This window comes from Vibrio sp., assembly GCF_984391705.1.
In genome coordinates this window covers 19,128-34,149 of the sequence record NZ_CFHWOM010000040.1, presented here as the reverse complement: position 1 = coordinate 34,149, position 15,022 = coordinate 19,128, and the positions used below count along the sequence as shown (strand labels likewise).

Sequence of the window (15,022 nt, the reverse complement as noted above, 5' to 3'; positions counted from 1 at the left end):
GTGCGTTGGTTCGCCAGTGCTCTTGTTATCATCGTGGTTGTGTTGGTATTAGTCCGCCCTGCCATGAAGAAACTGCTCAACCCAGCTTCTGATGACGATGACGACCAACTGTACGGTCCTGATGGACTACCAATTGGTGCGGATGGTGAGACTAGCTTGATAGGTAGTGATCTTGAAGGCGGTGAGCTGTTTGAATTTGGTTCAAGTATCGATTTACCGAACCTACATAAAGACGAAGATGTGTTGAAAGCAGTCCGTGCTCTGGTTGCAAATGAACCTGAGCTAGCTGCACAGGTAGTGAAGAATTGGATGCAAGATGCCTAACGAAATAGTACCCCAGCAAGAGGAAGGCGGTGAGGTAGCAGAGAACGCCGTGGATATATCAACCATTCCTGGTGAAGAGCGCGCTGCGATTCTTCTTCTGAGTTTGAACGAAGAAGATGCGGCGGGCATTATTCGCCATTTAGAACCAAAACAAGTACAACGAGTGGGTAGCGCGATGGCTCGTGCTGCCGACTTAAGCCAAGAAAAAGTCGGTGCTGTGCATCGCGCTTTCTTGGAAGATATTCAGAAATACACCAACATTGGTATGGGCAGCGAAGACTTCATGCGTAATGCCCTTGTTGCTGCGTTGGGTGAAGACAAAGCGAATAACTTGGTCGATCAGATTCTGTTGGGCACAGGTTCAAAAGGGCTCGATTCACTTAAGTGGATGGATCCTAGACAAGTTGCCAGCATTATCATCAACGAACACCCTCAGATTCAAACAATTGTATTGTCCTACTTAGAGCCGGATCAATCGGCAGAGATCTTGTCTCAATTTGCTGAGCGTGACCGCCTCGATCTGATGATGCGTATTGCAAACTTAGAAGAAGTTCAGCCGTCAGCATTGGCAGAGCTGAACGAAATCATGGAGAAGCAGTTCGCAGGTCAAGCGGGTGCTCAAGCTGCCAAGATTGGTGGCCTGAAGGCAGCAGCAGAGATCATGAACTACATGGACAACAACGTCGAAGGTATCTTGATGGATCAGATTCGAGACCAAGACGAAGATATGGCGACGCAGATTCAAGATCTCATGTTCGTATTCGAGAACCTTATCGAAGTGGACGACCAAGGTATCCAAAAATTGCTGCGTGACGTTCCTCAAGATGCTCTACAACGTGCACTCAAAGGTGCTGATGACGGCCTTCGTGACAAGATATTCAAGAACATGTCTAAACGTGCTGCAGAGATGATGCGTGATGATCTGGAAGCTATGCCTCCAATAAAAGTATCGGATGTAGAAGCGGCTCAAAAAGAAATTCTGGCAATTGCTCGACGCATGGCTGACTCTGGTGAGATCATGCTAGGTGGCGGCGCGGATGAATTCTTGTAATTTTAGTGATTAAGTAAGGTGTCTATGTCTGGGGATAGAAAGCGTGGTTTCTTGCGTTTAGAAGATGATGAAGTAGTTCAGAAAGCTGAGCGCTGGGGGATGCCAGATTATACGTCTGAGACTCATTCCCAGGCGAAAGAGACAGCAATGAACTACGACCCCAGCTTTATGCCAACTTTTTCCGAGCCAGCGGAAGAAGCCCCAGCTGAGTTAACCGAAGAAGAAATTGAACTGATAAAGCAGCAAGCTTATCAGGAAGGCTTACATCAAGGCCAAGAAGCGGGCTTCAAACAAGGTTATGACAAAGGCAAAGAGCAAGGTTTAGAGGAAGGGCATCAAGAAGGCCTTGAAGCGGGTAAGCTTGAAGGTGTTGCTGCCGGGCAGGAGTTTATTCAGCAGCAAGTTCAAACCTTTGTTGGTTTAGCTAACCAGTTTGCGCAGCCTCTTGAACTGATGAATGCCCAAGTTGAAAAACAACTGGTCGACATGGTACTGACTATGGTTAAGGAAGTGGTTCATGTTGAGGTTCAAACGAATCCTCAAGTCATCCTTGATACCATCAAACAGTCTGTTGAATCGTTACCAATTTCTGGTCACGCGATTACTCTCAAACTGCACCCTGATGATGTAGACATCATTCGTTCATCCTATGGTGAAGAAGAACTTAACTTCCGCAATTGGACATTAATGTCAGAGCCTGCGTTGAATCGTGGTGATGTCCAAATTGAGGCGGGTGAGTCGAGCGTCAACTATCGTATGGAAGAGCGTATTCGCAATGTTATCCAAAGCTTTTGTGGGGTGAACCGCCACCAAGGTGGTGAGTAGTGCTCGCCCTTGCTGAACGCCTTTCTCAATACAAAACCAGCGGGTTAACGTGTAGACCCGTCGCGTCTGGAAAGTTGGTACGAGTGGTTGGCTTGACCTTAGAAGCGACCGGTTGTCGAGCTCCAATAGGCAGCTTATGCCGCGTCGAGACTATGCATGGTGAGATGGAAGCGGAGGTCGTAGGCTTTTCAGGCGACAACTTGTACTTAATGCCAAGCGAACAAATTACGGGTGTGCTGCCAGGTGCTAAAGTAACGCCCCTAACGAGTGAAGCTGGCCTTCCCGTTGGTATGGAGCTTCTTGGACGGGTGATCGATGGTGTCGGTAATCCACTTGATGGTCTCGGCCCTATCTACACTGAGAAACGCGCTTCCTTCAATGCCGACCCAATTAACCCCTTAGCTCGCAAGCCAATTTCAGAACCTCTCGATGTCGGGATAAAAGCAATCAATGGTCTACTCACCGTAGGTAAAGGCCAACGTATTGGTCTTTTTGCAGGTTCAGGTGTTGGTAAATCGGTCACTTTGGGCATGATGACCCGGGGTACAACAGCTCAAGTTGTTGTCGTTGGTCTGATAGGTGAGCGTGGACGAGAAGTGAAAGAGTTTATCGAAGAGATTTTAGGGGTAGATGGTCGCCAACGCTCCGTCGTGGTTGCAGCTCCCGCAGACTCTTCTCCGCTGATGCGATTGAAAGGTTGCCAAACGGCGCTCACGATTGCCGAATACTTCCGTGACCAAGGGTTAGATGTATTGTTGCTGATGGACTCTTTGACTCGATTTGCGCAAGCACAGCGTGAAATTGCATTATCTGTCGGTGAGCCACCTGCGACCAAAGGTTATCCACCTTCGGTATTTGCAAAGTTACCTGCGCTGGTAGAGCGAGCGGGTAACGGAAGCCCAGAGCAGGGTTCGATTACGGCATTCTTTACCGTTCTGACAGAGGGTGATGATTTACAAGACCCTATTGCAGATGCTTCGCGCGCGATTTTAGATGGTCACGTTGTACTATCACGCGAGATGGCGGATGCCGGTCACTATCCAGCGATCGATGTAGAAAAATCGGTCAGCCGCGTTATGCCACAAATTACTTCTGAAGAGCATGTTCTCATGTCGAAAGCGGTACGTCAGGTACTCTCTGTTTGTCGTAAAAATCAAGACTTGGTTTCTATTGGCGCATACAAGCCGGGAACAGACGCTGCAATTGATGGTGCATTTACGATAAAGCCTAAGCTTGATATGTATTTACAGCAATCTATGAAGGAAAGCGTGCCTTACGACATGTGTGTGAATATGTTGCGTGGCCTGCTGCAAGGGGAGTAGTAGGCGATGGATAATGCACTAGAATTTTTACTTGAGCAGGCAAAAGAGCGCGAAAATCAAGCGGTACTAGCGCTTAGTCAAGCTAGGAAAGAGCTTGAAGGATACTATCTCCAGTTAGAACAAATTGAAAAGTATCGTTTAGATTACTGTAAGCAGCTGGTAGAGCGTGGCCAGCAAGGGCTTACCGCCAGCCAGTACAGCCATTTGAACCGATTTTTGACCACTTTAGATGAGACACTTGCGAAGCAAAAGCAAGCCGAAGAGCACTTCAAAGGGCAGGTGGATGGCTGCGAACAAAACTGGTTAGAAAGTCGCAAACAGCGCAGATCTTATGAGTGGCTGATAGAGAAAAAGCAAAAAGAAAAAGCCCATCTTGAAAACGCTCGGGAACAAAAGCAGATGGATGAGTTTGCCACACTACAATTCTCTCGCCGTATATCGAACTAACATCACGCCTTGTCACTATATTATGGCTCACTTCTTGCTGTAACAGTGGTTAACTTGGCGAACTTGCCGCCCTTAATGAACTCAATGTTCAGCCTGCACAGGTGTTTGACTATGAATATAAATCTATCAACAGTTACTGACAGCCCAAAGGCAACCAAAGCTAGCCTAGAAAGCAGCGCTGAAATCAGTGAAGACGGTTCTTCAGAAGGTTTCTTTTCTAAACTATCTGCTTTCATTAAAGGTGAATCTGCAGAGGGTGAGAAAAGTGTCAAACCAGACTCAGCCGAAGCCTCCAGTGTTGACTCAGAATCTGAAGAGTCAGTAGATGTCATTAAGGCTTCTAAGGTTGAAAATAGCTCTACAGATGAACTGCTTAGCAGCGAAAACGATGAAGTAGTCGTTAAGGCTAAGCAACATTCAGGTAAACCCCAAGGTGATAATGAGCCGAATCCCAACTTGAAAGCTGAGCAAGAGGAAAGTGATTCCCTTAAAGCGTTACCTCAAGCTGAGAAGACGGCTTCAAATGACGCAGAACAAATCGTCGCAGATAACAAAGAGATCCTAAAACGCTTAGATCAAGCTAACAGTACACTTCAATCGAATAACGGCAAGGCCTTGCCTCTTGATGAAAGTGGTGAAGTAGAAGTTAAACCAGCGACGAATAAAACCGAAGATATTGCAGCCGTGTCTGGCGCAGCGGTAATGACATCTCGTGATCAGCTGACGGAAAACAAACTTCAACAAACGCCATTGATTGAAGACGAGGTGCCTGTTTCAAGCGTACCTAAAGTTGTCGAGAGAGAACAAATGTCGGCTAAATCGACCGATTTGGAATCTCAGACGGAGTCCGGTGATGTCGCAAAAGCGGTCGCTATTCCAGCGGCGGTGAAGCCATTTATCGAAACAGACAACTCAGCACCATTAACGGAACAAGTCGTTTCTACTGATGTGACAACTGTTGAAGGAGAGAATCCTATAGCAGCTAGAACGATGGTTGCAATGGGTGTGCAGCAAGCTGTGGCAAGTGAGCAGGATGAAGCGGAGCTTGCAACCCAACTAAACACGACTCAACACAAAGTTGTTGATAGTGAAATGGATGAACTTGAACAACTGGAAGCGGCATCTAAGTCACAAGTTGTCGCCAATAGTGCAGAGCAGCAGGATGTAGTAGAACAAGCCACGACCACTGATCAGCAAGGCGAAGAAGTGAGTGTGGCTCCTGTTATCACTGCGTCAGCGGCAGTTACGAATGCGACCAAGACCGAAGCAGAGACTACTAAAGCTGAGTTCAAAAACTCTCCAGAGTTAACTGTTCAAACCCGAGTTTCGGACGCTAACGTTACAGACACTGTGCCGGTAGGTTCGGAAGTGCCTGTAGCGGCAGCTGTTACAGCCGCAGCAATTCCTTGGGCGGTAAACAGTGATGATGTTGTAGTAAGTGATGATGTTTTTTTGCAACCTAAACAGACGCATGCACAACAGGCGGTTGTTGCGCAGTCAGTACATCAGGCCTTGACACAGTCACAAGCGAGTCAAATTGCGTCAGCTACACAGATTAATACGGCAATGCCTGTACCTGGAGCAGGCACCGATGTCGTCGCGAGCCAAGTCCAAGCGATGGTGAGTGCGCCAGTTACGGCGACCTCGAATCCCGTTGTAGCCGAACAGGCAATGCTAAAAGCAGCGATGGGAGCCAAAGCAGCAGGAACGTTACTCAACAATAGCAATACGACAAAAGGCGAGCAGAGTTCTAGCTCTGAGTCTGGGTTTGCTCAGCAACTCGCTCAAGCCGCTGGCGTGCAGCAAGCCAATACTCCTTTGGGGCAAGTTCGTGCAGAACAAGCTGCTCAAGTGCCGTTACAGCTAAATCGAGAAATGGCCAGTGACCAAGTCGCGGAACGTGTTCAAATGATGATGTCTAAGAACTTGAAGAACATTGATATTAGACTTGATCCGCCTGAGCTTGGACGCATGCAAATTCGCATGAACATGAATGGTGATGGGGCGACAGTCCATTTTACAGTGGCTAACCAACAAGCTCGGGATGCGCTGGAACAATCTATGCCTCGTTTACGGGAGATGCTCGCTCAACAAGGTGTTCAGTTAGGTGACACTTCAGTCCAACAGCAATCGAGTGGCCAACAACAAAACCGTTACGCTGCAAACGGGCAAGGGCAAGCTGGTCAACCAAACAGCAATCAAGCAGGTTTAGGTGAAGAAAATCTTGAACCAGACATCAATCTTGATTTGAATGTGGCTGCAAAGCGTGATGGAATTAGTTATTACGCTTAAACTATAAAATACCAACATAAAGAGAACGTTAAGTTATGGCAGTTGAAGAAGTCGAAACAGAAGCTCCCAAAGGGAAAGGTAAACTGATCATCATTATCGTTGCCGTTGTGGTCCTTCTACTTGGTGGAGGCGGTGCTGCGTTTTTCTTGATGGGGTCAGACGAAGGCGCTGCTGAAGAACAAGCGGCACAACAAGAAGTGGTTGCTCCCACCGATCCTGTTGCTTATGTAAATATTGCTCAACCATTTATTTTCAATGTAACGGGCGACAAGCGAGATCGACTGGTTCAAATTAAAGTTCAGTTGATGGTACGTGGAACTGAAAACGAGAACTTAGCTCGTTATCACTCGCCACTTGTTGAAAGCTCTTTGCTGAGTACTTTTGCTTCGGCAACCGTTGAGCAGCTTCGCAGTGCAACTGGGCGAGTCGAATTAAGAGAAAAAGCGACGGAAGACATCAAAGCGAGTCTAACCCGAGCTGTAGGGCAGCCAGTGATTGAACGTGTCCTATTTACTGACTTTGTCATCCAATAGGTGAACCGTGACAGATCTATTAAGTCAAGATGAGATTGACGCGTTACTTCATGGCGTAGATGACGTCGATGAGGTTGAAGAGGAAGCGGTTGCCAGTGATGCCAGCGCTGTCGACTTCGACTTTTCCTCGCAAGACCGCATTGTCCGTGGTCGAATGCCAACGCTGGAACTTATTAATGAGCGTTTTGCTCGACACTTGCGAATTAGCTTGTTCAATATGCTACGCAAAACAGCTGAAGTGTCGATCAATGGTGTTCAGATGATGAAGTTCGGTGAATACCAAAACACATTATACGTTCCAACCAGTTTGAACATGGTGCGCTTCAGACCGTTAAAAGGTACTGCGCTTATCACCATGGAGGCACGTTTAGTCTTTATTTTGGTAGAGAACTTTTTTGGCGGTGATGGCCGTTTTCACGCACGTATCGAAGGTCGTGAATTTACGCCAACTGAGCGCCGTATCGTTCAGCTGCTACTGAAAATTGTTTTTGAAGATTATAAGGAAGCTTGGTCTCCTGTTATGGGGGTTGAGTTTGAGTACCTCGACTCCGAAGTAAACCCAAGCATGGCGAACATCGTTAGCCCGACGGAAGTGATCGTTGTGAGTTCATTCCATATCGAAGTTGATGGAGGCGGCGGTGATTTCCACGTTGTTATGCCATATTCGATGGTTGAGCCGATTCGAGAGCTATTGGATGCGGGTGTTCAGTCAGACAAAATGGAAACTGACGTTCGTTGGAGCACTGCGCTACGCGAAGAAATCATGGATGTCCCAGTTAACTTCCGAGTTAATTTGCTAGAGCAAGACATCTCATTGAGAGACCTTATGGAACTTAGACCGGGAGATATTATCCCGATCACTATGCCTGAACACGCGACTATGTTCGTCGAAGAACTGCCAACATTCCGAGTTAAAATGGGACGTTCTGGTGAGAACTTAGCTGTACAGGTGTCAGAGAAAATCAAACGACCAGATGTGGTCAAAACCGATATCGCCTTCTTAGGCAAAGATGTCATTTCCGAGTTGGAAGATGATGACGGTGAAATCGAAGATTAATAAAGAATTGTAGGTATTAGGTATGGAACCAAGTGACGATCAAAAATTGGCTGACGAATGGGCCGCAGCCTTAGGTGAAGATCCAAGTGCACCTGAAATTGATGTCGATGAAGTAATGTCAGCTCAGCTTGATGAGCTTGAAGATACCTCGAGCCCAATTTCCGATGATGAGCGTCGTAAGCTCGACACTATCCTCGATATTCCTGTTACTATTTCAATGGAAGTTGGGCGCTCTCAGATTAGTATCCGAAACTTACTTCAGTTAAACCAAGGCTCTGTGGTTGAGTTGGAACGTTTAGCCGGTGAATCTTTGGATGTGTTGGTAAACGGCACACTGATTGCTCACGGCGAGGTGGTTGTGGTCAACGATAAATTCGGTATTCGCCTGACCGACGTAATCAGTCAAACTGAGCGTATCAAGAAGCTAAGGTAGAGTATGGCTTATATAGTGAAACGGTTTTCACTCTTTGTTCTAGCTATGTTTTCATCTTCGGCATGGGCTGCTACACCGGGTAGTCAGCTAGATTGGGCGACCACATTTGGGTCGCTCTTGTTCGTTATTATCTTTATCTTATTTCTGGCTTGGTTGCTTAAGCGGATGCGTATTCCCGCACTTGTAAACCAGCAAGGGTTGAGTGTTGTAAGGCAGATTCCTGTCGGCACTCGTGAACGGATAATGATAGTTCAAGCGGGTGAAGAGCAGTTTCTCGTTGGAGTGACCCCACAATCTATCCAGTTGATTTCTAAATTGGACAAACCATTATCTCAGGAGGAGCTGAATAAATCTGCGTTAGCAACCAGTCCGTTTGCGAGTCAACTCAGTCAGCTATTGAAAAAGAATGATAAAAACTAGTCCATTCTCAGCCCTCATCTTGGCGTTTTTACTTTCTGTTTTTTCTGCCGTATCAGTAGCGCAGGAAGAGTTAGAGACGCCAATTCCTGCTAATGCGGCCCCTTCTCAGTCGGTGACGGTCAGCGCGATGACTCAAGAGCAAGGTGCGGCTAGAACGATTACCACGGGAAGCTTTACGGGGGGAGGAGGTGGTGTCCCTGCGTTCACCATGACGACCAATCCCGATGGTAGTGAAGATTATTCGGTTAACCTTCAGATCCTAGCGTTAATGACCATGCTTGGTTTTTTACCAGCAATGGTTATCTTGATGACGTCTTTTACTCGTATCGTTGTCGTGATGTCGATCTTACGCCAAGCGATGGGTTTGCAACAGACGCCGTCTAATCAGGTGATTATTGGTATCGCGATCTTCTTGACCTTCTTTATCATGTCTCCTGTGCTCAATAAGATTAACGATGTAGCCGTTCAGCCATACATCAATGAACAGATTTCAGCGCGCGAAGCGTTCGATTTAGCCCAAGCTCCGATGAAAGACTTCATGCTTAAGCAGACGCGAGTGAAGGATTTGGAGACTTTCGTTAATATTTCCGGCTCAACGGCTACAGCGCCAGAAGACGTGTCTATGGCAGTGCTCATTCCTGCGTTTATTACGTCTGAGCTAAAAACAGCCTTCCAGATTGGTTTTATGCTGTTCCTCCCGTTCCTCATTATTGACTTAGTGGTAGCGTCAGTCCTGATGGCAATGGGTATGATGATGCTATCCCCTATGATCGTATCACTTCCGTTTAAGCTGATGTTGTTTGTCTTGGTGGATGGCTGGAACCTAATACTCTCCACTCTAGCCGGCAGTTTCGCCTTGTAGCGGGAGATAAGTATGACTCCTGAGATATTTGTTGAGCTGTTTCGAGACGCACTATGGATGGTACTCATCATGGTGTGTGCCATTATAATCCCGAGTCTACTGATCGGCTTAGTGGTGGCGATATTCCAAGCAGCTACCTCGATAAACGAACAAACATTGAGTTTCTTGCCTCGTTTGATTGTCACTTTGCTGGCTCTGATGCTTTTTGCTCACTGGATGACGCAAATGATGATGGAGTTCTTCTTCAGTATCATTGAACGGCTTCCCCAGGTTCTGTATTAAGTTATGGAGTATCCTGCTAGCCTTGTTCTTGATTGGCTCGCCAACTACTTTTGGCCGTACACTCGTATTGCCGCGATGCTAATGGTAATGACGGTTACCGGCGCGCGCTTTGTACCTACTCGAGTGCGGCTTTATCTTGGTCTAGCTCTCACGTTTGCCGTGATGCCAGCTATCCCCGCAGTGCCAGAAAATATTGAGTTGCTCTCGTTTGCAGGCTTTATGACCTTGCTAGAACAAATCATTATCGGCGTTGCGATGGGAACGGTAACTCAATTTATGATTCAGACGTTCGTCATTTTGGGCCAAATTCTGGGTATGCAATCGAGCTTAGGTTTTGCCTCTATGGTTGATCCTGCCAACGGTCAAAATACGCCCCTGCTTGGTCAGCTATTTATGTTTCTCGCTACTATGTTTTTTCTTGCTACGGATGGGCATTTAAAAATGATTATGCTGGTGGTGATGAGCTTTAAGTCGTTACCGGTTGGCACAGGTTCTTTGACGACTGTTGATTTTCGAGAACTTGCTTCTTGGTTGGGCATTATGTTCAAGGTGGCCTTGAGTATGTCGTTGTCTGGTATTATCGCGCTACTTACTATTAACTTATCATTCGGCGTAATGACCCGTGCAGCCCCTCAGCTAAACATTTTCTCACTTGGTTTTGCTTTCGCATTAATGGTGGGTTTGCTGTTGTGTTGGTACATTCTTGGCGGGTTGTACAGTCACTATGAGCTATTCTGGATACAGGGTGAACAGCAGATCTGTAGTTTCATCCGTTTGAATTGTTAACTACTGGGAAATTGAATGGCAGAGTCTGACGGTCAAGAACGTACCGAAGACGCCACGCCCAGACGCTTGCAACAGGCTCGAGAAAAAGGGCAGGTTGCAAGGTCAAAAGAGCTGGCGTCAGTTTCAGTATTAGTTGTGGGTGCAGTATCGCTGATGTGGTTTGGCGAGTCATTGGCACGCGCCTTGTTTACCGTTATGGAACGCCTTTTTTCACTCTCAAGAGAAGAAATTTTCGATCATGTGAAATTATTCGACATTGCGCTCGGTTCTTTGACTAGCCTTATCTTGCCTCTGATTCTTATCCTTGTGACGTTGTTCATCGCCGCTGTTGCCGGTGCTGCGGGGGTTGGTGGCATTAGCTTCTCTGTGGAAGCTGCAATGCCAAAACTTTCCAAAATGAACCCATTGAGTGGCTTAAAACGCATGGTGGGTGTTCAAAGTTGGGTCGAGTTGATTAAGTCGATACTGAAAGTTGCCTTGGTGTCGGGTATGGCTTTTTATCTCATCAATGCTGCGAAAGAAGATTTGTTTCAGCTGAGTATGGATGTGTTTCCACAAAACATTTTCCACGCGTTAGATATTCTACTTAACTTTGTTTTATTGATTAGTTGTTCTTTGCTGATTGTGGTGGCTATCGATATTCCATTCCAGATCTGGCAACACGCAAACCAGCTTAAAATGACTAAACAAGAAGTTAAAGATGAGTACAAGGAGACGGAAGGTAAGCCGGAAGTCAAAGGTCGTATTCGTATGTTGCAACGTGAAGCGGCTCAACGCCGAATGATGGCGGAAGTGCCACAAGCGGATGTGATTGTCACCAACCCGGAGCACTTCTCTGTCGCACTGCGCTATAAGCAAAATACCGATCGAGCACCTATTGTAGTGGCAAAAGGTACCGACCATATGGCGTTAAAAATCCGTGAAATTGCTCGTGAGCATGATATTTACGTCATCCCGGCACCACCGCTAGCGCGTGCGCTTTACCACTCCACTGAGTTAGAGCAAGAAATCCCTGATGGATTATTTACGGCTGTGGCACAAGTGTTGGCTTATGTATTCCAGCTAAAACAGTACCGCAAGCGTGGTGGCCAGAGACCTAATCTTAAAACGTCTGAGCTACCAATTCCGCCTGATTTGAGGAAGTAGGCTCTATCCTCCTTATTCGATTAGCGTGACGCGCACTTAGATAAGGCTGTTGCGGCTATCAACTAAAAAGGCTGACGAATGATGCGTCAGCCTTTTTACGTTATCTCTTTACTTACTACTTTTCTGGAATCGAAAGTAGAACCAATAGCGCACCATCACCACCAAACTCTAACGGAGCCTGGTGAAACGCCATGACATCGGGGTGTTGGGCAAGCCACAGAGGGGCTTTCTGCTTTAATATATGCTTACCGATACCGTGTTGAACACACGCACAGGAGATCTCATTCTTAACGCAGTATGCGATCATGGAGCCAAGTTCGCGTTTGGCTTCAAGTTGTGTCATACCGTGCATATCCAAAAAGACATCCGGTACATATACGCCTCGGCGTAGGCGCTTTACCTCGTAGGTCGAAACGTCATCACGTGCGTAACGTGTTGGACCATCTTCGCTCAGTAGCGGCACAAACTCATCTGAAAAGTAGAATTCTGAATCACTGGCTTCGCGGCTAGTACGGGTGATTTCTTTTTGCTTAGTATTTCTTTTTGGTTGCTGGACTATGGTATCCTGTGACAACTTTTTTACGCCTTGTACTGCATCCCTAAAAAGGGCGAAATCATCATCGTTATCGGTGTCTTTTTTGCTCATGGGTCATAATATGTATTAAAAAATGCTATTGGCAGTATTGTAGCGCTTTTCGGAGGCAATTTTGGATAAGATTTTTGTAGAAGAAGCGGTATCAGAACTTCACACGCTTCAAGATATGATTCGTTGGACAGTGAGTCGTTTCAACGCCGCTAACCTTTTTTATGGTCACGGTACTGATAACGCATGGGATGAAGCGGTTCAGCTTGTCCTACCAACACTGTACCTGCCAATTGATGTGCCTCCACATGTACTGAATTCTCGTTTAACGAGCAGCGAGCGTTTGCGTGTTGTTGAGCGAGTGGTTAAACGTATTAATGAACGTACGCCAACGGCTTATCTGACTAACCGTGCGTGGTTCTGTGGTCTAGAGTTCTTTGTTGATGAACGTGTATTGGTTCCACGTTCACCTATTGGCGAGCTTATCCAAGCAGAGTTCCAACCTTGGCTGATTGAAGAGCCAACTCGTATCATGGACTTGTGTACAGGTAGTGGTTGTATCGCTATTGCATGCGCACATGCATTCCCGGATGCGGAAGTGGATGCGATTGATATTTCGACTGACGCACTCCAAGTTGCTGAGCAAAACATCCAAGACCACGGCATGGAGCAGCAAGTTTTCCCTATCCGTTCAGATCTATTCCGTGATCTTCCAAAAGAGCAGTACAACCTGATTGTATCTAATCCACCATACGTGGACGAAGAAGACATGAATAGCTTGCCTGAAGAGTTTACTCATGAGCCAGAATTGGGTTTAGCAGCAGGAACAGACGGTTTGAAATTGGTACGTCGCATTCTTGCAAACGCTCCTGACTACTTAACAGAGAACGGTATTCTTATCTGTGAGGTCGGTAACTCAATGATCCACATGATGGAGCAATACCCGCATATTCCATTTACTTGGTTAGAGTTTGAAAATGGTGGTCACGGCGTGTTTATGCTAACGCGTGAGCAAATGTTAGAACATGCGGAAGAATTTTCTATTTACAAAGACTAACGCACTGTTTGACAAATAGTTGAACGCCAAGCCGGAGTTATCTATCGGCTTGGCGTTTTTTTATGCGTGGCAAAAAACAAAATAGTTGTGGTTTGGGGGTTTACATCAATCCGTAATAAAGACACTATGAAATTATGAAAAATTAAAGTGTAAAGCTCTGTGTACAGAGTGAAACCAGTTTGAGGAAGTAATGGCAGGAAACAGTATCGGACAACATTTCCGCGTAACCACATTCGGGGAAAGTCACGGTATCGCACTAGGATGTATCGTCGACGGATGCCCTCCAGGTCTGGAAATTAGCGAAGCAGATATTCAGATTGATCTGGACCGTCGTCGTCCAGGTACTTCTCGTTATACCACTCAACGCCGTGAACCAGATGAAGTGAAGATCCTCTCCGGCGTATTTGAAGGCCAAACCACGGGCACTTCAATTGGCCTGCTGATTGAAAACACCGATCAGCGTTCAAAAGACTATTCCGAAATCAAAGATAAATTCCGCCCAGGTCATGCTGACTACACCTACCATCAAAAATATGGGGTGCGCGATTACCGTGGTGGTGGTCGTTCTTCTGCGCGTGAAACAGCAATGCGTGTTGCAGCAGGCTCGATTGCAAAAAAATACCTTAAGCAAGAGTTTGGCGTAGAAATTCGTGCTTATCTATCGCAAATGGGCGATGTGTCGATTGATAAAGTTGATTGGGACGAAATTGAAAACAACGCTTTCTTCTGTCCAGACGCAGACAAAGTGGAAGCATTCGACCAACTAATTCGTGACCTTAAAAAGCAGGGTGACTCTATTGGAGCGAAACTACAAGTGGTCGCTACCAATGTTCCTGTAGGCTTAGGTGAACCAGTATTTGACCGCTTGGATGCCGATATTGCGCATGCGTTAATGAGCATCAACGCGGTGAAAGGCGTTGAAATTGGTGATGGCTTTGATGTTGTCAGCCAAAAAGGCAGCGAACACCGCGATATTTTAACTCCAGATGGATTTGGCAGTAACCATGCGGGTGGTATCTTAGGTGGTATTTCGACAGGGCAAGATATTGTTGCCAATATCGCCTTAAAACCAACATCAAGTATTACGGTTCCTGGTGAAACGATTACCAAACAAGGTGAATCAACGGAGCTGATTACTAAAGGGCGTCATGACCCATGTGTTGGTATCCGTGCTGTGCCAATTGCAGAGGCAATGCTCGCGATTGTGGTTCTAGATCATTTGCTTCGTCACCGTGGTCAAAATCATGGCGTGACAACAGAAACGCCACAAATTTAACCGCCGTAAGTAATGGATAGATTAAGCCCCGATGTCAAAATCGGGGCTTTTTTATGCACTTAATACGTTGTGGAAATCGATTTTCTTTCCGGTTTCTCTATCAATTAACAAAACGCGGATATCTTGCTCAATGGCAGCGTCTATGGCGAGTGGAGCAAAATCTGCAAGTTCAAAGCTGCAATTTGTCTCTAGCGTGAGGGTTTGTCCGTTGCGTTTGACGGTCACAGTATCAAAGTTTGGATGAACGAATGCGAAGCGAGGCTGTGTGTTTGTCATGGTCACTTATTAATTGATATTTTTATAAATTTCATCACGTCTTCACCCTG

Annotated in this window: 17 protein-coding genes and 1 pseudogene; 16 read left to right on the top strand and 2 right to left on the bottom strand. The window is 46.4% G+C overall.

The genetic code is table 11. The features are described 5' to 3' along the window. From AC4MRV_RS16595 to flhB, 14 genes and pseudogenes are all read left to right on the top strand, one after another. Window positions 1-324: pseudogene (locus tag AC4MRV_RS16595) on the top strand (flagellar basal-body MS-ring/collar protein FliF); the annotation flags it as partial. After that, complete coding sequence (gene fliG, locus AC4MRV_RS16590) at window positions 317-1,375, top strand: flagellar motor switch protein FliG (RefSeq protein ID WP_491188434.1); 1,059 nt, start codon at window positions 317-319, stop codon at window positions 1,373-1,375. The pseudogene AC4MRV_RS16595 and the gene fliG, both read left to right, overlap by 8 nt. A gap of 24 nt (window positions 1,376-1,399) precedes the next feature. Continuing rightward, on the top strand, window positions 1,400-2,200 hold the full coding sequence (gene fliH / locus AC4MRV_RS16585; RefSeq protein WP_491188433.1) for a flagellar assembly protein FliH: 801 nt from the start codon (window positions 1,400-1,402) through the stop codon (window positions 2,198-2,200). Then, entirely contained in the window at window positions 2,200-3,522 is a 1,323-nt protein-coding gene (gene fliI / locus AC4MRV_RS16580; protein ID WP_491188432.1) for a flagellar protein export ATPase FliI, read from the top strand. Before fliH ends, fliI begins: the two co-directional genes overlap by 1 nt. 6 nt (window positions 3,523-3,528) lie before the next feature. Beyond that, window positions 3,529-3,969, top strand: coding sequence for a flagellar export protein FliJ (gene fliJ, locus AC4MRV_RS16575; protein WP_491188431.1), 441 nt, complete (start codon window positions 3,529-3,531; stop codon window positions 3,967-3,969). A gap of 111 nt (window positions 3,970-4,080) precedes the next feature. Then, window positions 4,081-6,261: a flagellar hook-length control protein FliK gene (locus AC4MRV_RS16570; RefSeq protein ID WP_491188430.1), complete on the top strand. Its 2,181-nt coding sequence runs from the start codon at window positions 4,081-4,083 to the stop codon at window positions 6,259-6,261. A gap of 35 nt (window positions 6,262-6,296) precedes the next feature. Then, window positions 6,297-6,794 carry a flagellar basal body-associated protein FliL gene (gene fliL / locus AC4MRV_RS16565; RefSeq protein WP_491188429.1) on the top strand — a complete coding sequence of 166 codons (498 nt, stop codon included), beginning with the start codon at window positions 6,297-6,299 and terminating at the stop codon, window positions 6,792-6,794. Between the two features lie 7 nt (window positions 6,795-6,801). Further along, window positions 6,802-7,851, top strand: a complete 1,050-nt coding sequence (gene fliM, locus AC4MRV_RS16560) for a flagellar motor switch protein FliM (protein WP_491188428.1) — start codon at window positions 6,802-6,804, stop codon at window positions 7,849-7,851. A 22-nt stretch (window positions 7,852-7,873) separates the two neighbouring features. Continuing rightward, window positions 7,874-8,284 carry a flagellar motor switch protein FliN gene (fliN, locus tag AC4MRV_RS16555; RefSeq protein WP_005471831.1) on the top strand — a complete coding sequence of 137 codons (411 nt, stop codon included), beginning with the start codon at window positions 7,874-7,876 and terminating at the stop codon, window positions 8,282-8,284. Window positions 8,285-8,329: 45 nt separating this feature from the next. After that, the gene (gene fliO / locus AC4MRV_RS16550; protein ID WP_491188436.1) at window positions 8,330-8,704 is read left to right on the top strand and encodes a flagellar biosynthetic protein FliO; all 375 of its coding nucleotides are present in this window, start codon (window positions 8,330-8,332) and stop codon (window positions 8,702-8,704) included. Continuing rightward, window positions 8,691-9,566 carry a flagellar type III secretion system pore protein FliP gene (fliP, locus tag AC4MRV_RS16545; protein WP_491188427.1) on the top strand — a complete coding sequence of 292 codons (876 nt, stop codon included), beginning with the start codon at window positions 8,691-8,693 and terminating at the stop codon, window positions 9,564-9,566. Before fliO ends, fliP begins: the two co-directional genes overlap by 14 nt. 12 nt (window positions 9,567-9,578) lie before the next feature. Beyond that, on the top strand, window positions 9,579-9,848 hold the full coding sequence (fliQ, locus tag AC4MRV_RS16540; protein ID WP_491188426.1) for a flagellar biosynthesis protein FliQ: 270 nt from the start codon (window positions 9,579-9,581) through the stop codon (window positions 9,846-9,848). A 3-nt stretch (window positions 9,849-9,851) separates the two neighbouring features. Further along, window positions 9,852-10,634: a flagellar biosynthetic protein FliR gene (fliR, locus tag AC4MRV_RS16535; RefSeq protein ID WP_491188425.1), complete on the top strand. Its 783-nt coding sequence runs from the start codon at window positions 9,852-9,854 to the stop codon at window positions 10,632-10,634. A gap of 15 nt (window positions 10,635-10,649) precedes the next feature. Further along, window positions 10,650-11,780 carry a flagellar biosynthesis protein FlhB gene (flhB, locus tag AC4MRV_RS16530; protein WP_491188424.1) on the top strand — a complete coding sequence of 377 codons (1,131 nt, stop codon included), beginning with the start codon at window positions 10,650-10,652 and terminating at the stop codon, window positions 11,778-11,780. Between the two features lie 115 nt (window positions 11,781-11,895). On the opposite strand, the gene smrB is transcribed toward flhB, so the two are convergent. Further along, window positions 11,896-12,426 (bottom strand): endonuclease SmrB, encoded by a 531-nt coding sequence (gene smrB, locus AC4MRV_RS16525; RefSeq protein WP_491188423.1) that lies wholly within the window; start codon window positions 12,424-12,426, stop codon window positions 11,896-11,898. Window positions 12,427-12,487: 61 nt separating this feature from the next. Here smrB and prmB point away from each other — a divergent pair, with 61 nt between their 5' ends. Next, the gene (prmB, locus tag AC4MRV_RS16520; RefSeq protein ID WP_491188422.1) at window positions 12,488-13,420 is read left to right on the top strand and encodes a 50S ribosomal protein L3 N(5)-glutamine methyltransferase; all 933 of its coding nucleotides are present in this window, start codon (window positions 12,488-12,490) and stop codon (window positions 13,418-13,420) included. A gap of 190 nt (window positions 13,421-13,610) precedes the next feature. Then, on the top strand, window positions 13,611-14,696 hold the full coding sequence (aroC, locus tag AC4MRV_RS16515; protein WP_491188421.1) for a chorismate synthase: 1,086 nt from the start codon (window positions 13,611-13,613) through the stop codon (window positions 14,694-14,696). Between the two features lie 51 nt (window positions 14,697-14,747). Here the strand turns inward: aroC and AC4MRV_RS16510 are convergent, their stop codons facing one another. Further along, entirely contained in the window at window positions 14,748-14,972 is a 225-nt protein-coding gene (locus AC4MRV_RS16510; RefSeq protein ID WP_491188420.1) for a hypothetical protein, read from the bottom strand. Window positions 14,973-15,022 lie beyond the last annotated feature (50 nt).